This window comes from Parasphingopyxis sp., assembly GCF_052168295.1.
Lineage (GTDB): Bacteria > Pseudomonadota > Alphaproteobacteria > Sphingomonadales > Sphingomonadaceae > Parasphingopyxis.
In genome coordinates this window covers 44,470-70,679 of record NZ_JBQLZN010000030.1, presented here as the reverse complement: position 1 = coordinate 70,679, position 26,210 = coordinate 44,470, and the positions used below count along the sequence as shown (strand labels likewise).

Annotated in this window: 31 protein-coding genes and 1 tRNA gene; 21 read left to right on the top strand and 11 right to left on the bottom strand. The window is 63.4% G+C overall.

What is annotated here, in order from left to right:
• Positions 1-472 (bottom strand): Hsp70 family protein (locus tag ACTS1Z_RS04825; RefSeq protein ID WP_442623307.1); only part of this gene is annotated, 472 nt, incomplete at its 3' end.
• A gap of 167 nt (positions 473-639) precedes the next feature.
• Here ACTS1Z_RS04825 and ACTS1Z_RS04820 point away from each other — a divergent pair.
• From ACTS1Z_RS04820 to ACTS1Z_RS04785, 8 genes are all read left to right on the top strand, one after another.
• Positions 640-1,131 (top strand): copper chaperone PCu(A)C, encoded by a 492-nt coding sequence (locus ACTS1Z_RS04820; protein ID WP_442623306.1) that lies wholly within the window; start codon positions 640-642, stop codon positions 1,129-1,131.
• Between the two features lie 147 nt (positions 1,132-1,278).
• The gene (locus ACTS1Z_RS04815) at positions 1,279-2,196 is read left to right on the top strand and encodes a hypothetical protein (protein ID WP_442623305.1); all 918 of its coding nucleotides are present in this window, start codon (positions 1,279-1,281) and stop codon (positions 2,194-2,196) included.
• Positions 2,197-2,265: 69 nt separating this feature from the next.
• On the top strand, positions 2,266-2,727 hold the full coding sequence (locus ACTS1Z_RS04810) for a vgr related protein (protein ID WP_442623304.1): 462 nt from the start codon (positions 2,266-2,268) through the stop codon (positions 2,725-2,727).
• A 19-nt stretch (positions 2,728-2,746) separates the two neighbouring features.
• A complete protein-coding gene (locus ACTS1Z_RS04805; protein ID WP_442623303.1) occupies positions 2,747-3,223 on the top strand; it encodes a DUF805 domain-containing protein in 477 nt (158 codons plus the stop codon).
• Between the two features lie 452 nt (positions 3,224-3,675).
• On the top strand, positions 3,676-4,833 hold the full coding sequence (locus ACTS1Z_RS04800) for an indoleamine 2,3-dioxygenase (protein ID WP_442623302.1): 1,158 nt from the start codon (positions 3,676-3,678) through the stop codon (positions 4,831-4,833).
• 69 nt (positions 4,834-4,902) lie between these two features.
• Positions 4,903-5,394: a hypothetical protein gene (locus ACTS1Z_RS04795; RefSeq protein WP_442623301.1), complete on the top strand. Its 492-nt coding sequence runs from the start codon at positions 4,903-4,905 to the stop codon at positions 5,392-5,394.
• Between the two features lie 102 nt (positions 5,395-5,496).
• A complete protein-coding gene (locus ACTS1Z_RS04790; RefSeq protein ID WP_442623300.1) occupies positions 5,497-6,495 on the top strand; it encodes a hypothetical protein in 999 nt (332 codons plus the stop codon).
• A 7-nt stretch (positions 6,496-6,502) separates the two neighbouring features.
• Complete coding sequence (locus ACTS1Z_RS04785; protein WP_442623299.1) at positions 6,503-6,982, top strand: GNAT family N-acetyltransferase; 480 nt, start codon at positions 6,503-6,505, stop codon at positions 6,980-6,982.
• Here ACTS1Z_RS04785 and grpE read toward each other — a convergent pair.
• Positions 6,979-7,575 (bottom strand): nucleotide exchange factor GrpE, encoded by a 597-nt coding sequence (grpE, locus tag ACTS1Z_RS04780; RefSeq protein ID WP_442623298.1) that lies wholly within the window; start codon positions 7,573-7,575, stop codon positions 6,979-6,981. The two genes, ACTS1Z_RS04785 and grpE, sit on opposite strands and share 4 nt — an antisense overlap.
• 9 nt (positions 7,576-7,584) lie before the next feature.
• Complete coding sequence (gene hrcA, locus ACTS1Z_RS04775; protein ID WP_442623297.1) at positions 7,585-8,628, bottom strand: heat-inducible transcriptional repressor HrcA; 1,044 nt, start codon at positions 8,626-8,628, stop codon at positions 7,585-7,587.
• A gap of 147 nt (positions 8,629-8,775) precedes the next feature.
• On the opposite strand from hrcA, the gene ACTS1Z_RS04770 reads away from it, so the two are divergent.
• The 5 genes from ACTS1Z_RS04770 (at position 8,776) to hemW (ending at position 13,696) form a co-directional block, all read left to right on the top strand.
• Entirely contained in the window at positions 8,776-9,192 is a 417-nt protein-coding gene (locus ACTS1Z_RS04770; RefSeq protein ID WP_442623296.1) for a BlaI/MecI/CopY family transcriptional regulator, read from the top strand.
• The gene (locus ACTS1Z_RS04765; RefSeq protein ID WP_442623295.1) at positions 9,176-11,116 is read left to right on the top strand and encodes a M56 family metallopeptidase; all 1,941 of its coding nucleotides are present in this window, start codon (positions 9,176-9,178) and stop codon (positions 11,114-11,116) included. Before ACTS1Z_RS04770 ends, ACTS1Z_RS04765 begins: the two co-directional genes overlap by 17 nt.
• Positions 11,117-11,224: 108 nt before the next feature.
• Entirely contained in the window at positions 11,225-11,938 is a 714-nt protein-coding gene (rph, locus tag ACTS1Z_RS04760) for a ribonuclease PH (protein WP_442623310.1), read from the top strand.
• Positions 11,935-12,558, top strand: a complete 624-nt coding sequence (rdgB, locus tag ACTS1Z_RS04755) for an RdgB/HAM1 family non-canonical purine NTP pyrophosphatase (protein ID WP_442623294.1) — start codon at positions 11,935-11,937, stop codon at positions 12,556-12,558. The genes rph and rdgB overlap by 4 nt, the downstream gene beginning before the upstream one ends.
• A gap of 4 nt (positions 12,559-12,562) precedes the next feature.
• Positions 12,563-13,696, top strand: a complete 1,134-nt coding sequence (hemW, locus tag ACTS1Z_RS04750) for a radical SAM family heme chaperone HemW (protein ID WP_442623293.1) — start codon at positions 12,563-12,565, stop codon at positions 13,694-13,696.
• Here the strand turns inward: hemW and ACTS1Z_RS04745 are convergent.
• Positions 13,693-14,877 carry a penicillin-binding protein activator gene (locus ACTS1Z_RS04745; protein ID WP_442623292.1) on the bottom strand — a complete coding sequence of 395 codons (1,185 nt, stop codon included), beginning with the start codon at positions 14,875-14,877 and terminating at the stop codon, positions 13,693-13,695. The genes hemW and ACTS1Z_RS04745 overlap by 4 nt on opposite strands.
• A 12-nt stretch (positions 14,878-14,889) precedes the next feature.
• On the opposite strand from ACTS1Z_RS04745, the gene rsmI reads away from it, so the two are divergent.
• The 3 genes from rsmI (at position 14,890) to gshB (ending at position 17,088) form a co-directional block, all read left to right on the top strand.
• Positions 14,890-15,729 carry a 16S rRNA (cytidine(1402)-2'-O)-methyltransferase gene (gene rsmI, locus ACTS1Z_RS04740; protein ID WP_442623291.1) on the top strand — a complete coding sequence of 280 codons (840 nt, stop codon included), beginning with the start codon at positions 14,890-14,892 and terminating at the stop codon, positions 15,727-15,729.
• Positions 15,726-16,076, top strand: a complete 351-nt coding sequence (locus tag ACTS1Z_RS04735) for a YraN family protein (RefSeq protein WP_442623290.1) — start codon at positions 15,726-15,728, stop codon at positions 16,074-16,076. Before rsmI ends, ACTS1Z_RS04735 begins: the two co-directional genes overlap by 4 nt.
• A 67-nt stretch (positions 16,077-16,143) precedes the next feature.
• On the top strand, positions 16,144-17,088 hold the full coding sequence (gene gshB, locus ACTS1Z_RS04730; protein ID WP_442623289.1) for a glutathione synthase: 945 nt from the start codon (positions 16,144-16,146) through the stop codon (positions 17,086-17,088).
• On the opposite strand, the gene ACTS1Z_RS04725 is transcribed toward gshB, so the two are convergent.
• The 3 genes from ACTS1Z_RS04725 to ACTS1Z_RS04715 are packed head-to-tail and all read right to left on the bottom strand — an operon-like array spanning position 17,085 to position 19,036.
• On the bottom strand, positions 17,085-17,546 hold the full coding sequence (locus ACTS1Z_RS04725) for a hypothetical protein (RefSeq protein ID WP_442623288.1): 462 nt from the start codon (positions 17,544-17,546) through the stop codon (positions 17,085-17,087). The genes gshB and ACTS1Z_RS04725 overlap by 4 nt on opposite strands.
• Positions 17,547-17,561: 15 nt before the next feature.
• Complete coding sequence (locus ACTS1Z_RS04720) at positions 17,562-18,491, bottom strand: tyrosine recombinase XerC (RefSeq protein WP_442623287.1); 930 nt, start codon at positions 18,489-18,491, stop codon at positions 17,562-17,564.
• Positions 18,476-19,036 (bottom strand): DUF484 family protein, encoded by a 561-nt coding sequence (locus ACTS1Z_RS04715; protein WP_442623286.1) that lies wholly within the window; start codon positions 19,034-19,036, stop codon positions 18,476-18,478. Before ACTS1Z_RS04715 ends, ACTS1Z_RS04720 begins: the two co-directional genes overlap by 16 nt.
• Positions 19,037-19,151: 115 nt before the next feature.
• Here ACTS1Z_RS04715 and ACTS1Z_RS04710 point away from each other — a divergent pair, with 115 nt between their 5' ends.
• Positions 19,152-20,063: a hypothetical protein gene (locus tag ACTS1Z_RS04710; RefSeq protein ID WP_442623285.1), complete on the top strand. Its 912-nt coding sequence runs from the start codon at positions 19,152-19,154 to the stop codon at positions 20,061-20,063.
• Positions 20,064-20,070: 7 nt separating this feature from the next.
• Here the strand turns inward: ACTS1Z_RS04710 and ACTS1Z_RS04705 are convergent, their stop codons facing one another.
• Entirely contained in the window at positions 20,071-21,426 is a 1,356-nt protein-coding gene (locus ACTS1Z_RS04705; RefSeq protein ID WP_442623284.1) for a GntP family permease, read from the bottom strand.
• Between the two features lie 107 nt (positions 21,427-21,533).
• Here ACTS1Z_RS04705 and ACTS1Z_RS04700 point away from each other — a divergent pair, with 107 nt between their 5' ends.
• The gene (locus ACTS1Z_RS04700) at positions 21,534-22,730 is read left to right on the top strand and encodes a thiolase family protein (protein ID WP_442623283.1); all 1,197 of its coding nucleotides are present in this window, start codon (positions 21,534-21,536) and stop codon (positions 22,728-22,730) included.
• A 146-nt stretch (positions 22,731-22,876) separates the two neighbouring features.
• Here ACTS1Z_RS04700 and ACTS1Z_RS04695 read toward each other — a convergent pair whose 3' ends face one another.
• Positions 22,877-23,620 (bottom strand): CPBP family glutamic-type intramembrane protease, encoded by a 744-nt coding sequence (locus tag ACTS1Z_RS04695; RefSeq protein ID WP_442623282.1) that lies wholly within the window; start codon positions 23,618-23,620, stop codon positions 22,877-22,879.
• Between the two features lie 130 nt (positions 23,621-23,750).
• On the opposite strand from ACTS1Z_RS04695, the gene ACTS1Z_RS04690 reads away from it, so the two are divergent.
• Both ACTS1Z_RS04690 and ACTS1Z_RS04685 read left to right on the top strand, forming a co-directional pair.
• A complete protein-coding gene (locus ACTS1Z_RS04690; RefSeq protein ID WP_442623281.1) occupies positions 23,751-24,290 on the top strand; it encodes a hypothetical protein in 540 nt (179 codons plus the stop codon).
• 3 nt (positions 24,291-24,293) lie between these two features.
• Positions 24,294-24,515 (top strand): helix-turn-helix domain-containing protein, encoded by a 222-nt coding sequence (locus tag ACTS1Z_RS04685; protein WP_442623280.1) that lies wholly within the window; start codon positions 24,294-24,296, stop codon positions 24,513-24,515.
• Between the two features lie 37 nt (positions 24,516-24,552).
• Here the strand turns inward: ACTS1Z_RS04685 and ACTS1Z_RS04680 are convergent.
• A tRNA-Val gene (locus ACTS1Z_RS04680) sits at positions 24,553-24,627 on the bottom strand.
• Between the two features lie 52 nt (positions 24,628-24,679).
• The gene (gene cpdR / locus ACTS1Z_RS04675) at positions 24,680-25,054 is read right to left on the bottom strand and encodes a cell cycle two-component system response regulator CpdR (protein ID WP_442623279.1); all 375 of its coding nucleotides are present in this window, start codon (positions 25,052-25,054) and stop codon (positions 24,680-24,682) included.
• 135 nt (positions 25,055-25,189) lie between these two features.
• Between cpdR and ACTS1Z_RS04670 the strand changes: the two genes are divergently transcribed.
• Positions 25,190-26,068 carry an N-formylglutamate amidohydrolase gene (locus ACTS1Z_RS04670; RefSeq protein ID WP_442623278.1) on the top strand — a complete coding sequence of 293 codons (879 nt, stop codon included), beginning with the start codon at positions 25,190-25,192 and terminating at the stop codon, positions 26,066-26,068.
• Positions 26,069-26,210: the final 142 nt, after the last annotated feature.

Here is a 26,210-nt window from a genome sequence, read left to right as displayed (position 1 = left end):
CGGCGTCCTTCGTCGCCTGGCGCTGGGCGTCGTTGAAATAGGCCGGAACCGTGATCACGGCCTGCTCGACCGTCTCGCCGAGATAGCTTTCGGCCGTTTCCTTCATCTTCTGCAGGATGAAGGCGGAAATCTGCGACGGGCTGTAATCCTCGCCGCCGGCCTTCACCCAGGCGTCGCCATTGCCGCCCTTGACGATGTTGTACGGAACGAGTTCCATATCCTTCTTCGTCATCGGGTCGTCGAAACGGCGGCCGATCAGGCGCTTGACCGCGAACACCGTATTGTCCGGATTGGTGACGGCCTGGCGCTTGGCCGGCTGGCCGATCAGGCGCTCGCCATCCTTGGTGAAGGCGACCATCGAGGCCGTCGTGCGCTCGCCTTCCGAATTTTCGATAACCTTGGGCTTGCCGCCTTCCATTACGGCGACACAGGAGTTGGTCGTCCCCAAATCAATACCAATAACTTTAGCCATTTTTTTCCCTCAATTTCCCCAATAACAGGCGGAGCCGGTGGCTCCCCTCACTATGAAGCAAGAACCGCCGGCGCGGTGTTTATCAGCAGCGATATAGGTGGGGTTTTTGTTGCTGCAACCACCGCCACGGACTAAAGAAAAGCTTCTGTTCAGATATGGGAATTCTCATGCGCTTTCCGATCCTTGCCGCAACCGCCGCCGTCGCCCTCGCGGCATGCGGCCAGGCCGAAGAGGCCGCGCCCGTCGAAACGGTCGAAGATGCCTGGGTCAGGCTGTCCGCCGTCGATGGCCGCCCGGCGGCCGCCTATTTCGAGCTCAATGGCGGCGAAGGGGGCGACACGCTGCTCGCGATCGACAGCGAGCGGGTCGCCACAATCGAGCTCCACGAGACGGTGATGGAGGACGGCGCGATGCGGATGCGCCCGGTGATGTCCGTCGACATCCCGGCGGGCGAGACGGTGTCGTTCGAACCCGGCGGCATGCACGGGATGCTGTTCGGCGTCGATCCGGAGGTCACGCCCGGCACGTCGCTGACCCTCAATTTCCGTTTCGGCAGCGGCCGCGACATCAGCATCGATGCCGTGACCATCGCTGCCGGCGACGAGCCGCCGTTCGGAAATTCGGATGCCGGCGAAGACCATTCCGGCCACGAAATGTAGCGCGGGCCGATCGGCATGACCGATCGGCCTGAACGGCATCATTGCACTGGAAAGTTCGGCGCAAACGCGGTAGTTTACAGAAACGGTCGCAGCTCAGACGCCGGGGGAGTTTTCGCAGCACCGGCGACCAGTTTCAGGGGGAAGCCAATGTCCGCACTTGCCAGACTCAGCGTCGCAGCCGCCGCTGCGACGTTCATGACCGCGCCCGCCAGCGCGCAGAACGTCAATCTCGATCCCACTTACGGCACGATCAACCTGCGCGCCGGGTTCAGCGACGATCCGCGTCTCGTCGAGCTTTCATCGGGCGGCAGCATCCAGGCCTCCACAATATCGAGCAGTTGCCGCGGCTATATCGCCAACGCGCCGGACGTCCGCGTCTATTATTCCGCCGGCAGCCTGCCCCTGCTGTTCTCGGTCGCGTCGAGCGCCGATACGACGCTCGTGATCAATGCGCCAAATGGCCGCTGGTATTGCAACGATGACGGCGCGAGCGGGCTCAATCCGTCGATCCGTTTCAACAATCCGAGTTCGGGCCGCTACGAGGTCTGGGTCGGCACCTATGGCAGTTCGAGCCTGCGCACGGCCGTGCTCGGCATTTCCGAACTCTATGACGATATCGCCGAACTGGCGGAGAGCGGCGGTGGCAGCAGTTCGGGCGGACGGCCGGATTACACGCTCGATCCGAATTACGGGACGGCACGCCTCCGCTCCGGCTTTACGCCCGACCCGCACCGCGTGCGCCTGCAATCGGGCGGATCGATCGACGCATCGGTACTCGGCAACCCGTGCCGCGGTTATGTGTCGCGCGCGCCCGACTATCGCGTCGACTATGTCAGCGGCCGCCTGCCGCTGAACATTTCGGTCCAGTCAAGTTCTGATACCACGCTGGTGATCAACGGGCCGGACGGCAACTGGTATTGCGACGATGACAGCGGCGGCGGCCTCAACCCGTCGATCCGTTTCGATACGCCGCGGTCCGGGCAATATGATATCTGGGTCGGCACCTATGGCAGCGCGCGGCTCGAATCCGCGATCCTCGACATATCCGAACTCTACAGCAACTGATCGCGATCACCGGCAAGCCACACATGCGCGGCTTGCCTTCGCGCCACCGGTTCGCCGAAAGAACGGGCGATGACTGACCCCGCCGCCCGTTCCCTGACACCCGCCGAACGCAAGCTCGTCGGCAGCATGTTCGGCGCGGCGATCGATTGCGACGCGGTCACGCTCTACCGGCGCAAATGGTTTCCCTTCCAGCCGGCCAATACGCTGATGGCGCCGACCGGCGGCATCTGGTTCCATCCCAAGGGCCCCCACTGGCGCGACGATTTCGGCACCGCGCCGCTCAAGCTCCAAGCGCTGTTCCTCCACGAGATGACCCATGTCTGGCAGTGGCAGTCGGGCATCTTCCTGCCGCTCCGCCGCCACCCCTTCTGCCGCTATCACTACAGCCTCAAACCCGGCTGGCCGCTGAAGCGATACGGGATCGAACAACAGGCCGAAATCGTGCGCCACGTTTTCCTGCTCCGCCATGGCGAAACCGTCCCCGGCGCGCCGCCGCTGGCGAGTTTCGAGGCGGTTTTGCCTTTCGGCTAACTATCAGGGACCTGTCGCCATGAGCTACGATCCGGCAGCTGCAAATCTTGGCCTTCTGAAACGGACTATTTTCGGCTTCAGCGATTTTCACGGACGTTCTAGCAGGACCGAAGTACTGTGTTACTGGATCGCCAGTATTTTCGCCGGGATTCTACTCTCTTTTCCAGTTATGATTTTGTTGCCGTCGCGATTGAGCTTTGTCGCCATAGCGCTCTATCAGTTCGTGGCACTAATACCGACTTTCGCCCTTTTTGCTCGCAGGCTTCACGATCAGGATCGAAGCGCTTGGTGGATGTTACTATATGTCGGAGCAGTCGGCCACGGGCTGGTGATCAGGATAATGATGGCCACCGGGGCGATCGATCCATTATCGCCTGCACAAATATATCCGAACTATTTCACCATCATCTTGACCATCGCATTGCTGATACTCTGGTTCTTGCCCGGAACCAATGGAGATAACAGCTATGGCCCCGATCCTCGCGAAGGAGGTTGAGCCGACACCCGCCCCAACGAACATAGCGATATTGAGTAAACCAATGTCGTGATGGTTTTCTAAGTCCCCAAACACGATTTCCCTCGCAAAATAGGGAACGCTGCCTCAGGATCGCCCCGCCGAGTCCCGAGGCTCGCGCTGGCTCTTTGACCCCGTTCGCCCTCCCCGCCGTTTCCGCGCGTCGCAGCGGAAGGACTTTCCGCCTTTAGCAGGTGTGAACTTTGTGACTTTCCGCACGGCGTAGGAAATTAAATTGCGCTCGGAAGCAACGCTGCGCGTCTACTTTGTCAACTTACGGCGAAAATGGCCCCGGACACCCCCGGCCTGTGTCAACCAGTGTCAACCGGACGCACCTGACGCTACGGCATCCGGCTTGAACAAACGCATCGCCAGGCGTAACGATCGGATCATTACCGGGCGGCCCAACCCGCGCCCGGGCCAATGAGACAATCATGGAGCTTTCAACCTACGGCATGTCGCGGGAGCGCGGCTACCTTTCCGACTTCGAAATCGACACGATCACCCTTCCCTCCGCACTCGACGGCCCCGTCCAGGCGGCCGGCGATCTCTCCGCCATATTGACTTCGGGCCGGGCGCGGCACTGGCTGGCGCAGGTCCCGCAGCCGGACATGGCGGCCTTTCTCGCCGAGGCCAGCGACGCCCAGATCCGCGTCGCGATGGTCCATTATTCTTTCATGGTGCAGGCCTATGTCTGGGGCGAGGAGCATGCGCCCGAAAGCCTGCCGGCCAATCTCGCCGTGCCGATCTGCGCGCTCGCCGAGAGGCTCGGCCAGGCGCCGCTGCTGCCCTATTCGGGCTATGTGCTCGACAACTGGTACCGGCTCGACAAGGCGGGCGACATCGCGCTCGACAATATCGCCATGCACCAGAATTTCCTCGGCGGCATGGACGAGAACTGGTTCGTGCTGATCCATGTCGCGATCGAGGCCGAAGCGGGCCGCGCGCTGGAACTGGCGACCGAGCTTGTCGATGCGTCGGACGCCGGCGATGCGGACCGCGTCGAGACGCTGCTCCAGACGATGCACACGGTCTGGGACCGGGTGAACGCGCATTTCGACCGCATGCCCGAACGCTGCGACCCGTACATCTATTATCAGCGCGTGCGGCCCTACATCCACGGCTGGAAGAACAATGCGGCGACGCCGAACGGGCTCGTATATGAGGGCGTCGAACGGTTCGGCGGCAAGCCGCAGGCCTTTCGCGGGCAGACGGGTTCGCAAAGCTCGATCGTCCCGGCGATGGACGCCCTGTTCAACGTCTGCCACGAAAACGACCCGCTGCGCGAATATCTGGACGAGCTGCACGCCTATCGACCGATCCCGCACCGCCAGTTTATCGAGGATCTGGCGGAGGCGAGCAGCCTGCGGGCGTTCGCGACCAACGCGCCGAGCGGCGTCAAGGACGCGTTCAATGCCTGTGTCGAGCAGGTCGCGCGCTTCCGCACCCGGCATCTCGAATATGCGGCCAGCTATATCAACAAACAGGCCTGTTCGGGCGCCGGCAACGATACCGATGTCGGCACGGGCGGCACGCCGTTCATGAAATATCTGAAAAAGCATCGCGACGAGAACCGCGCGCAGCTGGTCTGACGGCGCCAGGCAAACGATATTGCCCCCCGGCAAAGGCACCGCTAAGCCTTTGCCGGAGGGGGAATATCTATGAAGGTGTTGCGTATCGGCTTGCATGCAATGGCAGCGGCCGCTCTCATTCTGTCCGCAGGCGCGTTCGCGCAGAGGCCGCCACCACCGCCATTGCCCGACATGCCCGCTACGCCGCAATATCCGTCGACCCCTTATCCGAACTGCCGCAACGACTATCGCAACTTTTCCGAGCCGTTCGCGCGCGCCGAGGCGACCAATCGGTGCACTCGCCAGATCGACGCCTATCACGACCGGGTGATGGCGCCTTTCGTCCGCACGATGCTGCGCCATCAGGAACGCATTACGACACTGTATGAAACGCAGGTCATGAATGATTTCGATTACACGCAGGAACAGGCCGACGGTTTCTATGCCCGCATCATGCAGGAGCATGCGGACTCCAATCCGGACGGGCGGCATATGGCGCCGTATCGGGAGATGATCCGCCGCTATCGCGACGATCGCGCATTCCTCCGGCGGACGTTCTGCCGCTACGCGGGCACCTGCTGAGACCGAAAAGGCGGTCGCGGACGAAGCGCCGGGAGGCGTGATCCAGATCATTGCCCGCCGCTTCCATCAGGTCTAGCTTTTGGGGCAATAGTGAGGGATGCGATGAGAATTCATATCAAAACATATGTGCTGGGCGCGATGGCGATGGCCTGTGCGGCGATGCCGTTCGGCGCGGACGCGCAGCGCGCGGCCCCGCCGGAACTGCCCGAAATTCCGGCGACGCCGGTGATGAGCGGCGTGACCTACCCCGATTGCCGCTACGATTATCGCCGCCACAGCGAACCGTTCGAGATGGCGGACGAGACGACCCGGTGCATCGAACGGCTGGACGTCTATCACGATCAGGTGCTCGCTGATTTCCGCCAGCGGATGATCGCGCATCAGGAGGCGATTTCGGCACTGTATGAGTCGCAAGTAATGAACGATTTCGATTATACGCAGGAACAGGCCGACGGCTTTTTCGCGGACATCACGCAGGAGCATGCGGATTCCAATCCCGATGGCCGGCACATGGCGACCCACCGGGAACTCGAAGCGCGCTATCACGAGGATCGCGCCTTCCTGCAGGAACGCTTCTGCCGCTATTCGGGCACCTGCGCCAACTTTACGCGGACAGCCGAAACGGCCGAACGCGACCGGGAGGACGGCACCGAGCAGCGCGCCCGCCGCGAGGAAAGCCGCGGGCGACAGAATTCGTGCGATACCGAACGCGCCGGCGGCGGCCTTCTCGGCGGCATATTGGGCGGGGTCATCGGCGAATCCACGGGCATCGGCGCGATCGGCGGTTTCATCGCCGGGCAGTTTGCCGGCGTGCTGGTCGCGGAAATCGCCTGTCAGCTCGAGCCGGAAGAGCAGGAGCGCATGGCCGAAGCGACAGAGACCGTAACCCAGCAGGAAGAGGTTGGCGCAACGGCCGAATGGGTCAGCCCGACCCGGTCCGACGTATCGGGTTCGTCTACGGTGACCGCCATGACGTCCCAGCCGAACGGCGCGGCCTGCATGGACGTGACCGATGTGGTCATCATCAGCGGCGAGGAAACGCGGGTATCGAAGCGGATGTGCCGCGGACCCGGCGAATCCCGCTACACGCTGGCCGCCTGATGCGCGCATGCTGATCCGACGGTTCGAGCCACGCGATCGCAACGCGTTCGCCGAGTTGAACCTTGCCTGGATCGAAGAGGAGTTCGCGGTGGAGGATTCCGATCGCGCGCAGCTCGGCGATCCAGAAGCGTCGATCATCGCCAAGGGCGGGCACATCTTCGTCGCTGAGATCGACGGTGCGGTATGCGGCTGCGGCGCGGTCCTCCCTGCCCATACGCAGCCGGTTTCCGGCAGATATTATGTCGAAATCGTCAAGATGGCCGCCCGCTCCGATATGCACGGCAAGGGTATCGGGCGGGCGATACTGGAGCGGCTGATCGGAGAGGCGCGTACGATGGGCGCCGACGGGATCTGGCTGGAAACGAGCAACCGGCTTGCGGCCGCCCAGCACCTGTATCGCTCGTCGGGGTTCCGCGATCTGGAAGAGGACGCGTTCTGGCCGACGCCCTATGGCCGCTGCAACGCGCAGTTTGTCCTGGAGCTCTAGTCGGGCTTTTTCGCCACGCCGACAAGCGCGGGCCGGAGCAGCCGGTCCTTGATCATGTAACCGCGCTGCATCTGCTGCACGATGATTCCGGGCTCGGCTTCGTCTGTGGGAATCTCAACCATCGCCTGATGCCGGTTCGGGTCCAGTTCCTGACCGACAGCCTCGACCGGTTCGATGCCGTGTTTGCCGAACACGGTCGCCAGCTCGCGGCCGGTCGCCTCGAGACCGGCGACGAGGCCCTTGAACTTCTCATCGTCGCGCAGCTCCTGTGGAATCGCTTCCAGCGCGCGTTCAAGATTGTCCGCAACCGAGAGGATATCTCGCGAAAAGCCGGTCGCCGCATAGGCGCTGGCGTTCTGCTTTTCCTGTTCGAGGCGGCGGCGCGTATTCTGTTCTTCCGCCTTGGCGTACAGCACTTCCTGCTTCGCCGCAGCGAGTTCCTCTTCGAGCTCAGCGATGCGATCGGCGTCCGAAACATGTTCGGTCTCTCCGCCGTCGTCGCCGCCGCTACGCATACTCTCGGGCACACCGGCCAGTTCGGCTTCCGCCTCTTCGGACAAGTTTTCCGTGTTTTCGGTCTTTTCGCCGTCCATTATCTCTATTCAGCTCACTAATTTCGACAGTGTTTTTGCGGTGAAGTCCACCATGGGAACGACTCGCGCATAGTTCAAGCGCGTCGGGCCAATTACGCCGACGACACCGACCACCTGTCCGTCGCCGTCATGATAAGGCGCGGCAATAACCGAAGACCCCGACAGGGCGAAGAGCTTGTTCTCCGATCCGATGAAGATTTTCGTGGCGCGCGCATCCCGTGCATGGTCGAGCAGCTGGGCGATCTCCTGCTTGCCCTCGAGCTCGCCGAGCAGGTTGCGGACGCGATCCAGATCGGCCGCCGCCGTCTCGTCGAGCAGGTTGGCCTGGCCGCGGACGATCAGCACCGGGCGCTCCGCGCTATCCTGCGACCAGGTCGCAAAACCGCGCGCAATCAGATCCTGCGCCGCCGCATCGAGCGCCGCCTTGCCGCGCCCGATTTCCGTCTGCAGTCGGCTGCGCGCCTCTTCGAGCGTCAGGCCCGACAGACGCTGGCTGACATAGTTGGCCGCCTCGTTGAGCGTAGACGCGGGCACCGGATGCGGCAGATCGACGATCCGGTTTTCTACAGAACCATCGTTGCCGACGAGAACGGCCAGCGCCTGATTATCGGAGAGCGGCACGAAACCGAACTGGCTGAGCACCGGCTCGCGCTTCGTGACGTGCACGATCCCGGCACAGGCGGACAAGCCCGACAAGGCCGCCGTCGTATTCGCGACCGCCTCTTCGACCGGTCCATCGCCGTCTATTTCGGCGGCGATCGCCTGTTTTTCGGCAGCCGTCAGCCGTCCGGCCTGCATCATCCCGTCCACGAACAGCCTGAGCCCCGTCTCGGTCGGCATCCGCCCCGCGCTCGTGTGCGGCGCGGCCAGCAGATCGAGCTCTTCGAGATCCTGCATCACATTGCGGATCGAGGCCGGCGACAGGTTGAGGCCCGACATTTTCGATATGGTCCGCGAACCCACCGGCACGCCGCTTTCGAGATAACTCTCGACGACCGTGCGAAACACGTCGCGCGCGCGTTCGGACAATTCGTTGACACTCGGATTCACCATGGCGCGGATGTAGAAACTCCGGCGCTTTTTCGCCAGCCCCGGGCAAACATGCCGTTCGTCGCGTCATACATGCAGTTGGTCGACGCGCCGGTAACGACACTTGCCGTAAATACCGGAAAGCGGTACAGAAGCGCGCGAAAACGACCGATGCCCGAGACCGATACTCCCCTGCCGCCGCCCTCAGAGGCCGAAGCGGAAATCCTCCAGATCGTGTGGGAGCGCCAGCCCGTATCGGTGCGCACAGTTCACGAACAGATCAAGGAAGTACGGGACGTCGGTTACACGACGGTGCTGAAACAGCTGCAGCGGATGCTCGACAAGGGGCTTGTCGATCGCATTCCGGGCAAGGGCAAGTCGTTCGACTATGTGGCGACCCAGCCCGCTTCGGAAACGCGCACGACGCTGCTCAACCGGCTCGTGCGGACCGTCTTCGGCAATTCGAAGACGAGCCTCGTGATGCACGCGCTGGGTCGGGAAGACGTGTCCGCGGACGAAATAGAACAACTCAAGGCTTTCATCGCTGAACTGGAAGCCGAACAGGGGGAAGATGAGGATGCCGTTTGATCCGGGAGTAACGGTCGACAGCCTGGGCTGGGCTTTGCTGCACAGCATCTGGCAAATCGGCCTCGTCGCGGCGCTGGTCTGGGCCGCGCTCAAGATCACTCCACGGCACTATGCGCAATTGCGCTTCTTGCTTGCCTATGGCGGTCTGGCGACGACCCTGCTGCTGTTCGTCGGGACTTGGATCATCAGCTATCGCACGCTTGGCGCTGCCGTGCCGCTATCGACGGCCTATGCGCCGCCTGCAGAGGGCTGGGACGTCGTCATCGCGACGCTTGGCCAGGCCACTGGCATCGTTTCGGCGCTCTGGGCGCTCGGTTTTAGCTGGCTCGGCGTCCGCTATATTCAGGCGCTGCGCGCGACGGCGCGCCTCCGGCACGAGGGCACCGGCCCCGTTCCGGCCGAATGGGAAACGCGTTTCCGCCTCTGGGTCGAGCGGCTCGGCGCCGATGGCAGGGCCGCGATCCTGCAATCCTCGCGCATCACGACGCCGCTCACGATCGGCGCGCTCAAGCCCGTCGTGCTCGTGCCCGCCGGCTTCTTCCTGCGCATGCCGATCGAACAGGCCGAGGCGGTGCTCGTCCACGAAATCGCGCATATCTGCCGGCAGGATTATCTGCTCGGCCTGATCCAGGCGCTGATCTGCAATATCTTCTTCTTCCATCCGGCGATCGCCTATCTCTCGCGCCAGATCGATATCGAACGCGAATATGCCTGCGACGCCCGCGTCGTAGCGGAGACGGGCAACAGCAACGCGCTGGCCCAGGGGCTCGGAAAGGTCGCACTCGAAAGCCGCGACATGCTGCCCGGCTTCGCGATGGCCGCCGACGGCAACAAGACGCCGCTGATGAACCGCATTGCCCGGCTGCGCGAAAAGCCCTTCCGCCGCGAGAACGGCGCGACCGCGACCGCGGCTGCGCTGACACTGGTGCTTGCCGGCTGCCTGACTGTTGCCGCCGCCGCTGATACGACCTTCTCTTCCGAGGAAAAGGATGCGGAAGCAACGAAGGATGGTGAGCAGCTGGCCGAAGCGACCACCGAGACCGAAGCGGTCGCCGAAATCGAAATCGCCGAAGAGGCGGTAGCCCGAGCACCGTCCGCGCACGAAGATCACGCACGTCGTACGAGCGAACCGAAGGCGCACGCGACGCGTGAAAGCGCCCGGGCGTCGGTCGATGCCGGAAACTGGGCGTTCGAAATCGCGCCGGACTGGGCGACCGATTTCAGCAATTTCAATGCCGATCCGAACAAGGCACTGCGCGGTGCCTTCCGCCGCGCCGCCTTAGGCCAAGATCGCAATTTCCTCGAAAATGCGGTCGTGCGCGCGGCGATCTTCGATGCCGTCGACGATGTCGAAATCACGGTCGATGACGCTCAAGACGAGGAGTGCGAGGACAAGACGAATACCGCGATCCAGCGGCGCGAACGCGAGAGATCCCGCCGGCAGGCGGAAATCGCGCGGGCCGAAGCCCAGCGCGAGCGCGAGATTGCCCGCATGGAAGCGCAGGCCGAACGCGAAGTTGCACAGGTCGAGCGCGAAATGGCGCAGGTCGAACGGGAAATCGAGCGCGAGATGGCGCGCGTCGAACGGCACATGGCGCGTATCGAGCGGCAGGTAGAACGCGCCGGCCATACCCGTTCGGCAAGCTTCGCCCGCGAAATGGAACAGCTGACCGCCCGGATGTCCACGCTGGGATCGGAGCTTGAGACGCGGCTCGAAGGCCATCGTGAGCGCATTCGCGAACGCATGGAGCGCTCGGAGCGCATGCGGCAACGTCAGCGGCAGCGCAGTGTGACGCCGCCGGCGCCGCCCGCGCCCCCTGCCCCGACAATCACGATCAGCTTCCAGATCGAGCGCACCGGTGACGATGACAGTGGCGGCGTTGCGGCCCCGGCATTCCGTCTCGCCGCCGCGACAACCGGGTAGCGCAACGCTCAACCGTCAATCCGCGTAAAGCGCCGCTTTCGGCTGGACGCCCGTGCGCCCGGACGATAGGGGCGGAGCGAAACAATCCGCAAAGGACCTATGCCCATGCTGCGCCCTTCCGGCCGCGCCCCCGATCAGATGCGGGCGATCACCATCGAACCCGGCTTCACCAAACATGCCGAAGGCTCCTGCCTGATCAGTTTCGGCGAAACCCGCGTGCTGTGCACGGCTAGCATCGAAGATCGCGTCCCGCCCTGGATGCGCGGCAAGGGCAGCGGCTGGGTGACCGGCGAATATGGCATGCTGCCCCGCTCCACCCACACGCGCGGGAATCGCGAAGCGGCACGCGGCAAGCAATCGGGCCGCACGCAGGAGATTCAGCGCCTGATCGGTCGCTCGCTGCGCGCCGTGACCGATCTCGAACTGCTGGGCGAACGTCAGATCACGGTCGATTGCGATGTGATCCAGGCCGATGGCGGTACGCGCACCGCGTCGATCTCGGGCGGCTGGGTCGCGTTGCGCCTCGCGGTCAACGCGCTGATCGCCGACGGCAAGATCGAACAGGATCCGATGAGCCAGAAGATCGCCGCGATTTCCTGCGGCATCTACAAGGGCGAACCCGTGCTCGACCTCGACTATGCCGAGGACAGTAATGCCGGCGCCGACGCCAATTTCGTGCTGACCGGGGACGGCAATATCGCCGAAGCGCAATGCACGGCCGAGGGCGAAACCTATGACGAGGAAGCATTGTTGCGCCTCCTGCGCCTGGCCCGCATCGGTTGCGACGAGATTTTCGCGGCGCAGGACGCGGCCATCTCGTGAGCCGCAAGCTCGCACCGGGCAAGCTGCTGATCGCCAGCCATAATGCGGGCAAGGTGGGTGAGATCGGGGAACTTGTGAGGCCGCACGGCATGGATGTCGTCAGCGCCGCCGAACTCGATCTGCCCGAGCCCGAAGAGACCGGCACGACCTTCGCCGAGAATGCGCTCATCAAGGCGCATGCCGGTGCGGAGGGCTCGGGGATTGTCGCGCTCGCCGATGATAGCGGATTGTGTGTGAACGCTCTTGGCGGCGCGCCCGGCGTCTACACCGCGGACTGGGCCGAAGCCGATACTTTCGAAGGCGGGCCGGGCCGCGACTGGTACATGGCGATGGGCAAGGTCGAGGGGAAACTCGCCGAGCTTGGCCCCGAAACCGACCGCAGCGCCTATTTCGCCTGCACGCTGGCGCTGGCATGGCCGGACGGGCACAGCGAAGTCTTCGAGGGACGCGCCCCGGGCAGCCTGACCTGGCCGCCGCGCGGTACGCTCGGCTTCGGCTACGATCCGGTCTTCGTGCCCGAGGGCCGGCAGAAGACTTTTGCGGAGATCGATCCGGCGGAAAAACACGCTATCAGCCATCGCGCGGACGCATTCGCCAAGATGATGAAAGCGGTGTTCTGAGCCGATGACCGGGCTGGCCCTCTATATTCATTGGCCCTTCTGCGTTTCGAAATGCCCTTATTGCGATTTCAACAGCCATGTCCGGGAACGCGTCGATCAGGACGCGTGGCGCGCCGCTCTGCTCGCGGACATGGCGCATGAGGCAGCGGTCACGGATAATGCCGAACTGACCTCGATCTTCTTCGGCGGAGGGACGCCCTCGCTGATGCCGCCGAAAACCGTTGCAGCACTCATCGAAGCGGCGGAAGCGCATTGGGGTTTCGCGCCCGATATCGAGATCACGCTGGAAGCCAATCCCTCTTCGGTCGAGGCGGCCCGTTTCGGCGATCTCGCGCGCGCCGGAGTCAACCGCGTATCGCTCGGGCTGCAATCGCTCGACAATCAGGCGCTGCGCTTTCTAGGCCGGGCGCATGACGTGCGAGAAGGGCTGGCGGCACTCGATACCGCGCAGGAGGCTTTCGCGCGGGTAAGCTTCGATCTCATCTACGCCCTACCCGGCCAAAGCGTCGACGCATGGGAAATGGAGCTCGACCGGGCTCTGGGGTTCGGCACCGAGCATCTCTCGCTCTACCAGCTCACCATCGAACCGGGCACGCGGTTCGCCACGCTGGCAGCACGGGGCGAGCTGGACGAAGCCGATCCCGATCACGGGGCGGCGCTGTACAAACGCACACAGGCATTGACTGCGGCGGCCGGATTGCCGGCCTACGAGATATCGAACCATGCCCGCCCCGGCGCGGAAAGCCGCCATAATCTCGCCTATTGGCGCTACCGTTCCTATGCGGGGATCGGGCCCGGCGCGCACGGACGGCGCGGCGCTATGGCGACGATCCGTCACAAGAAACCGGAAAACTGGCTGTCCGCCGTAGACCGCAACGGCCATGGATTGCAGGTCGAGCAGCCGCTGTCTGCGCGCGAACGGGCCGTGGAGTCCGTGATGATGGGGTTGCGGCTCAGTTCGGGTATCGCGATGGACGCCCTCCAAGCGGACATTCTCGACCGCGACGCGATCGCGCGGCTATCCAGCCATGGCCTGCTGGAGCAAAGCGACGGACGGCTTATCGCGACGTCCGAAGGCCGGCTTGTCCTCAATAGCCTGCTCGCCGAAATCCTCGCCGACGAGCCGGTTGCGGCCTAGCCGCCGAAACCGCTGGGCGCGGGCGAGACCACGACGAAGCCATCGGGCCGGATCTGCTGCACTTCGAGCGCACGCTCCGCAACGCCATCGCTGCCGAAGCGGAACGCGCCGTCGACGCCGGAAAAGCCGCCATCGTCGCGAAGCGCGTTAAGCGGAAACGGCTGGTCGATCGACCATTCGCGCGCAATCCGGACGACGAGCAATGCCGCATCGTAGCCGAGGCTCGACAGGCGATAAGGATCGGCGCTGAACCGCGAACGGTAGCGGTTGCTCAGCGTATTGAACATCCGGTCCGAGACACTGGCGAACAGCGCGCCGTGCATGGCGGGGTCGCGGGCGAGATCGGGCTGGTTGTTCCACAATTCGGTGCCGAGTATCTGCGCATCTGTAGCCCCGCGATCGCGGAGCATCTGTGCCGCCTCGCGCGCCGTGGAACCGCTGTCGGCGATCAGGACGGCATCGAACGGCCCCTCTCCATTGAGCTGCGTCACCGCGAGCTGCAGCGAGCGCCGCGAGCGCTCATAAGTACGCGTACCGACCAAGGTGCCCCCCGCATCACGGACCGCTTGCGCGAATGCAGCCGATGCGCGCTGGCCGTACAGACCCTCAGGGACAAGCGCCGCGAACCGTCGCGCCCCCCGTCCCGCTACATAGCTCGTCACGCGCGCAATCGACTGGGTCGGCGTGAAACCCATCAGATAGGTGCCGTTGCCCGCAACACTCGTATCGTTGGAAAAGGCGATGACCGGCACGCTGGCGCTGCGCGCGACCGGCGCGGTCGTGCGGACATTGTCGGCCAGCAACGGCCCGAGGATCAGGCGGCTGCCATCGGCCAGCGCCTGGTTTGCCGCGGCGCGCGCGCCGCCGGCCCCGGCGGTGTTATACGTCGTGATGCGCACGCCTTCTCCGCCAGCGTCGAGGATGGCCATGTTCGCGGCATTGGCGATCGACTGGCCAACTCCTGCATTGTTGCCCGAAGTCGGCACGAGCAGCGCGACGCGGCGCAGCCCGTCTTCGGGAATGCCGGTCGTGATCTCGGGCTGGGTTGGTGGCGGGGTTTCGTCCGGACGGCTGCCGCCGGGCAGGATCGCCTCGCAACCGGCGAGTGCAATGGCCATGAAGAGGATGCCGAAGCGGGAAAGAAACGACTGCCGTTGCCCCGGGTGCCGCTGTGATGCCATGACGAGAATCCTATGAACGATACGCTACCGCCCGGTCTTTACATCGTCGCCACCCCGATCGGCAACTTGCAAGATGTGTCGAAACGGCAGGAAATGACGCTGCGGCAGGCAGATATCATCGCCGCCGAAGACAGCCGGGTCACGGCCAAGCTGCTCAACCATCTGGGCATCAAGAAACGCATTACTGCCTATCACGATCATGTTGGTGATTCCGTCCGTGCGGGGCTCGTGGAACAGCTCGGCGAAAAAGCTGTCGCGCTCGTTTCGGATGCCGGCACGCCACTGATATCCGATCCCGGGTACAAGCTCGTGCGCGATGCGCGTGCGGCCGGTCATCTCGTAACGACCATTCCCGGTCCATGCGCGGCGATCGCGGCGCTGACATTGGCGGGATTGCCGACGGACCGGTTTTTCTTCGCCGGGTTCCTACCTGCAAAGGCCAAAGCGCGCACCGAGGCGATCGAAGAACTCGCCACCGTCCGCGCGACGCTGATTTTCTACGAATCCGGCCCGCGCCTCGCCAAGTCGCTGCGCGCTCTCGCTGAAGGGCTGGGAGACCGGGAGGCGGCGGTGGCGCGCGAGATCAGCAAGGCCTTCGAGGAATGCGTGACCGGGACATTGGACGAACTGGCCGCGCGCTACGCCGAGGCGCCGCCCAAAGGGGAGATCGTGATCGTTATCGGTCCGCCCGGCGCAGATGCGGCGGCTAGCGACGCGGACATCGATGCCGCGCTTGCCGAAGCACTTGAGCGGCTGCCGCCCGGCAAGGCCGCGCGCGAAGTCGCGAAGGCGCTCCACCTGCCGAGCGAAGGGCTTTATGAGCGCGCCATGGCGCTCAAGGCCGGCGGATGAAGCGTCAGGATGCCGAGAAAAGCGGCCGGCGCGGGGAAACGCGCGCCGCCTGGTTTCTCCGCCGCAAGGGCTATCGCATTCTCGCCCGGCGCGAACGAACCCCGCGCGGCGAAATCGATATCGTGGCGCGCCGCCGGAACCTTATCGTCTTTGTCGAAGTCAAAACGCGCGCGACGCCGGCTGAACTCGATTTCGCGATCGACGAATACCGGCTGGAACGGGTCGCGGCGGCGGCCGAGATACTCGCCCCGAAATTCGCTGCCGATGGCGAAGATATCCGGATCGACGTGATCCTGATCGCCCCACGCCACAAGCCGCGCCATATCGAGAATGCTTGGATGGGCTAAAGCAGGACTCTATTGAAAGCAGGCCGGGCAGCGCTAAAGCCGGACGCGCGCCGAACAGGAGACGCCGATGCCGCTCAATGTCGCGATCCAGATGGATCCCATGGAAAAGGTGAATATCGCCGGAGATTCGAGCTTCGCGATTATGCTGGCGGGCCAGGCGCGCGGGCATCGGCTCTGGCATTACGATGTCAGACATCTGAGCTATTCGGCCGATGGAGCGTTGAAGGCGCGTGCCCGCCCAGTCACCGTGCAGCGCGTCGAGGGCGATCATTACGAATTCGGCGACTGGGAGACGATTGATCTGCGCGGCGATATCGACGTCGTGCTGATGCGGCAGGACCCGCCCTTCGACCTGTCCTATATCACCGCGACACATCTGCTCGAACGGATCCAGCCCGACACGCTTGTAGTCAACGATCCGGCAGCGGTGCGCAACGCGCCGGAGAAAATCTTCGTTCTCGATTTCGCGGAATTCATGCCGCCGACGCTGATCACCCGCAGCCTCGAAGATGTCCGCGCCTTCCAGCGCGAACATGGCGAGATCGTCGTCAAACCGATCTACGGCAATGCGGGCACGGCGGTTTTCAAGCTCGACCCCGATGACGGCAATCTCCCCGCGCTCACCGAGCTGTTCGGCCAGGTCTGGGTCGAGCCGTTCATGGTCCAGGCCTTCCTCCCGGACGTCAGCCAGGGCGACAAGCGGATCATCCTCGTCGACGGCGAACCGACCGGCGGGGTCAACCGGTTGCCCAAAGAGGGCGAGATCCGCTCCAACTTCGCAGTCGGCGGATCGGGTGCGGCGTCCGAACTTACGCCGCGCGAGCTGGAAATCTGCGAAGCGCTGGGGCCGGAACTCAAAAAGCGAGGCCTGCTCTTCGTCGGTATCGACGTGATCGGCGGCTATCTGACCGAGATCAACGTGACCTCGCCGACCGGCATCGTCTCCATCGACGCATTCAACGGCACGGATACGGGCGCCAAGATCTGGGACGCGATCGAGAACAAACTCTAGTAGCGGAAATCATTGGCGATCAGCTTTTTCCAGCGCCGTTGGCGGTGCCCAAAAAAATCGCGAACAACCAGTTTAACGACGCCGTTCAATATGCCCGCGTCGAATTCGACACGATCCGTATATTTGGTACGGCCATCATCGAGCGGTTCGACGAAAATCCAGTGATCCCATGCACGAAACAACGGGCCGCCGCCATTGTCCTGAAGAATGCGTGTATCGCCGTCCTGCTGCGGGAACTCGATGCCGATAATCTGGGAACCAAGCGGCACGAAACCGAAACCGCGCATTGCGACCTTGTAATCGCCCTCGGACCATTCCACTGGAAATTGCGGCGGGTCGATCGGATCGAACACGACACGTCCACGCACGATGTATTGCAGTAATCTCGTGCTTCGCACCTCATCCCAGACGCGATCCGCCGAGGCATTGAAAATGGACGTCACCGTTACCGTCGGCATTGCTGCTCCGTTTGCTCAGGCCCGGGGATGGGCGTTGCGGTATACGTCAAGCAGATGCGCGGCATCGACGGACGTGTAGATCTGTGTCGAACTGAGGCTCGCATGGCCAAGCAGCTCCTGCAGCGAGCGCAGATCCGCGCCGCGCGCCAGCAGATGGGTCGCGAAACTGTGGCGCAATGCGTGCGGCGTCGTCCGGCCCGAAAGCCCGAGCCGCGCCCGCGCCCCGCGCACCGCCCGGCGCACGATATCGCTGCCCAGCGGCCCGCCGCGCGCACCGCGGAAGAGTGGATCATCCGGGCCAATCGCATAGGGACAGAGCTTCACATAGTTTTCGATCGCTTCGCGGACCTTGCCGAGCAGCGGCACGACGCGTGTCTTGTTGCGCTTGCCGGTCACCGACAACGTTTCGCCGAGCGGCAGCACAGCCCCGGTCAATCCGAGCGCTTCGCCAACACGCAGTCCCGCGCCATAGAGCAGCAACAGCACCGCCCAGTCGCGCGCGGCGATCCAGGGCTCATCGGCCTGCGCCGCCACATCTTCGGCGAGTGCCACGGCCTCGTCGGGCGAGACCGGGCGCGGCACGCCGGGCTTGAGTTTGGGCCCCTTGATACGCGGAATATCGGCCTGCTCCCCTGCCCTTTCGGCAGCGAAAGCGAGGAAACCGCGCAGCGCCGAAAGTTCACGTGCCGTCGACCGGTTGGTCAGCCCGCCCTGTCGGCGATCCGCGAGAAACGCGCGCAGATCGGCGACGTCCAATTCGCGCAACATATGGCCCGTCACCGCTTCGCCGCGATGCTTGCCGAGAAAGGCGACCAGGCGATGCGCGGACGCCGTATAGGCGCGGATCGTGTGCGGAGAGCGGCGGCGGTCGCGCCCGAGATGTGCCGCCCAGTCTTCGGCCAGCACGGTCGCCGGATGATCGTCGGGTGTCAGGGCAGCAGCCACCGGCCCAATAGTCGCGCGAGGCTGTCGCCGAGAAAACCCAGCAGCTCCGCGCCCTCGTGCGTTTCCATATTCTGGCTTTCGCGCTGCCCGAGCGCCAAAAGGCCCGATGGCAGCGGTGCGTCGTTATTGATCCGGACAAGCGCCTCAGCGCGAACGAATTCTGCCGCGGGACCCATCAACGGGTGCCCCTTTTCGCAATCGCGCAGTACGACGCCATCGATATCGGCGGCCGCCTTTTCGATCAGGCGGCGCTCGACGAATTGCATGCCGGAAATGTCGGCGCGGATACCCTTGTCGCCGACATAGAGCGCAAGGCTCACCGCATCGACGCCGAGCATGTCGGGCCATTGCTGGGTGACGATATGCAGAAGATGATCGAGTCCGTCCGCCTCGATCGCGGCCAGGACCGACTTGTGGATTGCCGCGGTCGCGCCCGAATGGCCGCGCGCGAAGGCGAGCAGATCGCGATTATCCTCTTCGGCCTGCGCCACGCGGCGCTGCAATTGCGCGACCGCACCGGTTTCAAAGTCGATGACCGTCCCCATAGCCAACGGATTCTATCGCAAACATGGTTAAGAAGATATGAGTTTTTCGCCGGCGGATAGTGCCGTCTTTCGTGGCAGACGGCGGTGCGGTACATGTCTGTGTGGAGGGGAAATCATGCGGATCGGCTTTTGGGGCACGGGGATCGCGCTGGCATTGGCGTACGGGACTGTGTCCCCTGCCCACGCCGAATTCCTCGTCACGCGATCCTCGGGCGAGATTGCGCGCGAATATCCGCAAGGCCTGCGCATACCGGTGGAGACCGTGCTGGACCTGGTCGCCGGCGACCGGATCACGCTCCTCACCAATGCCGGCACACAGCGTTTCGCCGGACCGGGACGCTTCGTCGTCGCGGATTTGCCGAGCCTGGCCGACAATTTCTTCTGGCTGCTGGGCCGCCAGACCGAAACCCCGCGCGTCGCGGTCGCCCGCATGGAGATCGGACCGCCTCCGCCCGATATCCTGCGTCCCTTCGCCTATCTGTGGCGGGTCGATCTGAACCAGTCTTCCGACATCTGCTACGCCTTCGAAGGCCTGCTCGAAACGCAGTTGCGCGCCTATCAGTTCGAGGACTTGCAGACGGTGACTTTCACGCGCTTGCGTGACGGCACCCGGTCGATCTTCCGTTACGATGCGGATATGGGCAGCCTGGTCAACGATCGTGGCTGGCTTCAGGGTTGGCCGGTCGACCTAGATATCGCGTCCGGCGACCGCTTCCGGATCGAGTTTGCGACCGATCCCGCTTCGCCGCGGGCGGAGCCAGTCATACTCAATTTCCACCAACTCGATATCGATCCGTTCGAGGGGATAGATCCGTCGCTGGAACGCCCCGCCTTTATCCGGCAGGTCATCGAGAAGCTGAGCGGGATCGAAGCGGCGCTCGAGGCCCGCGGCTGCACGGATCAACTCGCCGCGACGCGCAATACGCTCGAACGCTACCGCGAAGAGTTGGCCAATCCCGATTATTGGGGCCCTGCGATACCGGAGCCGCCGATACCGCAACCCGAAAACGAACCCTTTTCAAAATAGGCTAGGCCTAGAAAATGGCGAACAGCGCCAGGGCGACAATCAGACCGATCAGCGGCACGATCACGGTCAGCGCGCCGACCGCGCCATAGGCCGCCGCATGGGTCTCGCCGCAGATCGCGCGGATCGTCGTCACGACATAACCGTTGTGCGGCAGGCTATCGAGCGCGCCCGAGGCGATGGCGACCGTGCGGTGGAGCTCGTCTGCGCTCGCCCCGGCATCGAGATAATGGGGCGCGATCAGCGGCAGCGCGATGGTCTGCCCGCCCGAAGCCGAACCCGTCAGCCCGGCGATCACCGTCACCGCAATGGCCGCGCCGATCAGCGGGTCGCCGGGCAGGTTCTGGACGAGCACCAGCGCTTCCTGAAACGCCGGCGAAAGCGCCGCCACGGCGCCGAAGCCGACCACGGCGCAGGTATTGGTGATAGCCACGACGGCGCCCGTCGCGCCCTTGGAGAAGGCTTCAGGCATCTTCTTCTTGCTGTTGAAACCGACCAGCAGCGCGATGATCGTCCCCGCGCCGAGCGCCGCGACCAGCGCCCATTTGTCCAGCGATTCCGCCGGCATGATCGCGGAGAGCGGGCCGAGGCGCTGGGGATACTGGAAGATCATGAAGACCCCGAGCACGGCGACGAGCGGCAGAACGCAGAGCAGAGGGTTGGGCAGTACCCGGTCTTCCTCGATCACATCGTCTGTATCGCGACCCTCGAACCGCTCGCCGCGCGCCACCGCCCGCTTTACCATCCATTGCAGCCAGACAAAGCCGAGCACCGCCATCAGGATCGCGACGACAAGGCTGACCTCCCAGGCCGCATAAGCCGTCGTGCCCAGATATTGCATCGGGATCAGGTTCTGAATTTCCGGCGAGCCCGCGCTCGTCATGGTGAAGGTGACCGACCCGAAACACAGGGCGGCCGGGATGAAGCGGCGCGGCAGATCGGCCTCCCGAAACAGCCCGACCGCCAGCGAATAGACGGAGAAAGCGACGATGAAGACGCTCACCCCGCCATAGGTCAGCAATGCGCAGGCCGCGACGACCGCGAGCACCGCATGCTTGATCCCGATCTTCTCGATGATCCAGTGCGCGACGCTGGCCGCGGCGCCGGACGCGCCCATCACTTCGCCGAAAATCGCGCCCAGCAGGAACATGAAGAACCAGTCGGCGAAAAAGCGCGTGAATCCGGCCATATAGCTGGTCGCGAAATCGGGCGCGTCCGCTTCGGCGAGCGGCGGCAGCCAGGCTATGCCACTGGTTGCGGCGACGATGGCGGCGGCGACGGGGCCGGCGATGAGGATATTCACCCCGCGCACCGTCATCCAGATGAGCAGCGCCAATGCGCCTATCAGGCCGATCGTGCTGATCATCGTGTCCCCTTCCTTGCCGCATTGCCTCTAGCCGCGCATCCGGTGCGGTCAATACTCGTGCTTTTCGAAACGTCATGGCCTAGGAGCGTGCGACAAGGAGAACTGCCATGCGCGAAGCCGCTATCGTCTCGACCGCCCGCACGCCAATCGGCAAGGCCTATCGCGGCGCATTCAACGCCACTGAAGCCCCGGTGCTCGGCGCGCATGTCGTCAACGCCGCGATCGAACGCGCGGATATCAATCCCGAGCGGATCGACGATTTCTTCTTCGGCGCGGGCAACCAATGGGGGACCCAAGGCGGCAATCTGGGGCGCATGACGCTGTTCGCGGCGGGCCTGCCCAACACCGTCCCCGCCTTCACGCTCGATCGCAAATGCGGATCGGGGCTGACCGCCGTCGCCCTCGCCGCCCGGGCGATCATCTGCGACGAGATGGACGTCGCCATGGCAGGCGGCATGGAAAGCATCACGCATACCGTCACCAAAGATGCGCCGCGCTACGTAAACCAGTCCGTGATCGAACATGTGCCGCACGCCTATATGCCGATGATCGAGACGGCCGAGATCGTCGCCGAACGCTATGGCATCAGCCGCGAGGCGCAGGACGAATTCGGCGCGATGAGCCAGCAGCGCGCCGTAGCGGCCACCGAGGCCGGACGGCTTGATGCCGAGATCGTGCCGATCACGGTCGAAAAACAGCTTTACGAGAAGGACGGCAGCAAGGCGGGCATGGAAACGGTCACGCTCAACCGCGACGAAGGGTTGCGCCCCGGCACAACGGCCGAAGCGCTGGCCGGGCTCAAGACCGTCTGGTCGGACGGCGCGGTCATCAAGGAAGGCCAGCATATTACCGCCGGCAATGCGAGCCAGCTCTCCGACGGCGCTTCGGCGCAGATCCTTATGGATCGCGCCACGGCGGAAGCGGAAGGCAAGGATATTCTCGGCATCTATCGCGGATTTCAGGTGGCAGGATGCGATCCGGAAGAGATGGGCATCGGCCCGGTCTTCGCGATCCCCAAGCTACTGGAACGTACCGGAGTCTCTATGGACGAGATCGGCTTGTTCGAAATCAACGAGGCGTTCGCCAGCCAGTGCCTCTATTGCCGCGATACGCTCGGCATTGATCCCGACATCTTCAACGTCGATGGCGGCGCGATCGCGATCGGCCACCCCTTCGGCATGACCGGCAGCCGCCTTGTCGGCCATGCGCTGATCGAAGGCCGCCGACGCGGCGTGCGCTATGTCGTCGTGTCGATGTGCACGGCCGGGGGCATGGGCGCGGCCGGTCTTTTCGAGATTGTGTGACTTGCATCACAAAGCGAATCGCGAGAATCGCCGATAGCTGTTTTCGGCGGTAGCGACACTCCAAAGCGACCATCGCCAAGGCCATCATGGTTCATCCGGTTTTATGCGACCCGGCCGGACACCATGATGGCCAACTTTTTTGTCCCTCAGATCAGTCGCCAGACCGTGTTGATGACGCTGTGCAACAGCACCGCGGCTAGGATGCTGCCCGTGTTCAGGCGCAGCCATGTCAGCAAGAGCCCGAGCGATCCTGTAATCAGAAAGATCTCGAGGGCAAAAACGGGCTCTCCGCCTGCCCAGAAAAGACTGTGCACAGCGCCGAACATCAGCGATCCGATCAGCGCGGCCCAGCCGAAATTGGATGCCGCAATACGTGGTCCGTCGCCGAATGCCTTGACGAGGCAAAAGAGCAGGATCCCGCGATAGAAAATCTCTTCCTCGATGCTCGGCATGGTGAGCTGATAGGCGATCGCTTCGCCGTCGAGCGGCGGGGTTTCGATCATGACAGCGATGACGATGTCGATGACGCACAGGATGGCGAAAGCGATCCAGCCTATATGCGCCTTTTCCGCCTGTTTGAACGTGATTCCCGCTTCACGCCGATCGACTAAGCCGAAAGCGAGGATCGCCAGTGAGGCCGTAAGCGCCAGAATCTTGCCAACCCAGTTGAACTGTAGCTCCGGATCACCCGCCAGGCCGAGCAGCATTGCATTGAGCCCAAAAAAATCGAGAACGAGCGCGACGTTCAGGTTGAACAGAAGGATGCCAACCGCGAACCAGCGGATGTTGAAATGCGGGCGTGTGAAAAGGGCCGCGATGCCGCCGAATATCAGAAAAACAGCATTCCAGAGCAGCGCGCTGAGCGGATAGCTGACGACACCGACGTCCATGATTTTCTTCCCCAACAAGCCGTCCGACACAAACGGACTTGCATGCACCACGCCTGTCCGCCAATATCAATGACAACAATTTATTATCATTTTACGATAATTTATTTCCTTTGGAGGCAAGGTAGCGCGGATGTCAATAGCACCGAACCGAATCCGGTTGGCGAGCCGGATCTTCCTCGTTCTGATCCCGCTCATCGCCGCCCTCGCACTGGCAGGCGTGATCCTGTTCTGGGGTTTCGGCGTTGAGCGGCTCGGCAACGACGCGCTCGGCCGGAACTTCATCGTCCTGTTCGAGGACGTGCCCTTGCCCGAGCGCCGCGTTTACGGGCTTCTCGCCTCGCTTCCCGTGCTTTTCTTCTGGTCTTACGCGTCCTGGCACCTGTTCGCCATGTTCCGCAATTTTCTGGCCGGCCAGTTCGTCGGCCTCGAGACCGTCCGGCGGCTGCGCGCCTATGCGGTGTATTCTGCGCTTGCCGTCCTGTCCGCTTTTCTACTGAGCGGCGTGATGCGCTGGGCCATGGGCTATTTCGACGATGCGCCGCTCTGGACGCATCTCGGCTTCTCCGTCACCCATGCAGCGATGCTGTTTTCCTCGGCCATCATCTACGTGGCGTCGCACATTGTCGAACAGGGCTATGCGTATAAGAAGGAAACCGAAGACTATGTGTGACGCATGGCGATAATCATCACGCTCGACGTCATGCTGGCGCGCCGGAAAATGAAATCGAAGGAACTGGCGCAGGCGATCGGGATTACCGAGGCGAACCTGTCCAAGCTCAAGTCCGGCAGCGTCAAAGGCGTAAAGCTCGACACGCTGAACAAGATCTGCCGGGTGCTCGAATGCGCGCCGGGGGATTTGCTCGACTATGCGCCGGACCAGGACTCGCCGGAATAATGCGCAATGGCCTATCTCGTTGACAATAAGGGGAAAATGGTGGGCACGGCTGGGATTGAACCAGCGACCCCTGCGATGTCAACACAGTGCTCTACCACTGAGCTACGCGCCCACGCGAACGGGCTATCTAGTGGAGCGGCCCGCCTTGCGCAACTGCTGATTTCTTAGAGGCCGGATGCGTCACCGACTTCGAACATCCGGTCTACTTCGAGGACCAGATCGCGCAGATGGAAGGGCTTGGACAGCACCTTCGCATTAGGCGGCGTCTTGCCGTTCTTCAGCGCGACGGCAGCGAAACCGGTGATAAACATGACGCGCATATCGGGCGCGATCTTCGCGGCTTCCTGCGCGAGTTCGATGCCGTCCATGCCCGGCATGACGATGTCGGTCAGCAGCAGATCGTATTTCTCTTTCTCGAGCAAAGGCATCGCCGAAAGGCCCGAATCCGCCGCATCGACCGCATAGCCGGTCCGCTCGAGCGCGCGCTTCAGATATTCGCGCATCGACGCGTCGTCCTCTGCCAAAAGGATACGGATCATGTGTCCCATCACCTGTCTGTACGCCAACCCCCTGGCGTGTTCCGGGCGCACTATAGGCGATAGGCCTTAAAAATTTCCAGCCTCGGCGCGATTTTATCCGGCTTGCCTTTGGCGCGCGCGGACAATAGGCCGAAGATGATGGAAAATAGCGGTTCTTCGACCGATTATGTCGTCCGGCTCGGTCCGGAAACTGTTGAATCTCCCGTCATCCTCTCGGTCCCCCATGCCGGGCGCCATTATCCGGAACACCTGCTCGACCAGACGCGGCTCGGGCAAAACGTGCTCCAATCGCTGGAAGACCGGCATGTCGACGGCTTGGTTGCGCCGCTTGCCGAACACGGCTTCACGGTAATTATCGGCAATGTGGCGCGCGCCTTTATCGACCTCAATCGCTCGGAACGCGAGGTCGATCGCGCCATGGTGACGCCGCGCCCGGCCCGGACTGCCGTCGAGCTGACGGCGAAGGTCCGCGGCGGGCTCGGCCTCGTCCCGCGCCGGATGGCCGCGCACGGGAATATCTACCGCCATCCCATCGCCCAATCCGACCTCTCGACGCGCATCAAGCAGGCGCATCGCCCTTATCATGCGCTATTGTCCGACACGCTGGATGCGGCGCGCCGGCGGTTCGGGGTCGCGATTCTCTTGGATTGCCACTCGATGCCGCCGTTGCGGCCGGCACGCGGCTCGGCACCGGCGCAGATCGTTATCGGCGACAGAAACGGGCGGAGCGCGGCGCCAGCCTTTCCGGCGCGCGCGGTCGACACGGCGCGGCGGGAAGGTTTCCGAACGACGCTCAACACGCCTTATGCCGGCGGCCATATTCTGGGCCGGCACGGCAAACCAGAGCGCGATATTCACGCCCTGCAGCTCGAAATCTGCCGTTCGCTCTATCTCGATGCGGCGCATGACCGGCCGGGCCCCGGTTTCGAACGGATCGGTGCGGCCGTGCGGGCGATTGCCGATGGCTTGGCCGAAGAAGCGCTCGCTCCGCCACAATCGCTCGCTGCGGAATGAAAAAACCGCCCCGCGCGGAATGCGCGAGGCGGCCAGGTTCAGGGAGGGGACGCATCAAAGATGCGCCCACACAAAGCTGCGAAAGGGGGGCACGCAGCGATGTGCCCCGCTAAGATATTAACCCTCGGTAAGGGTTTCAAGC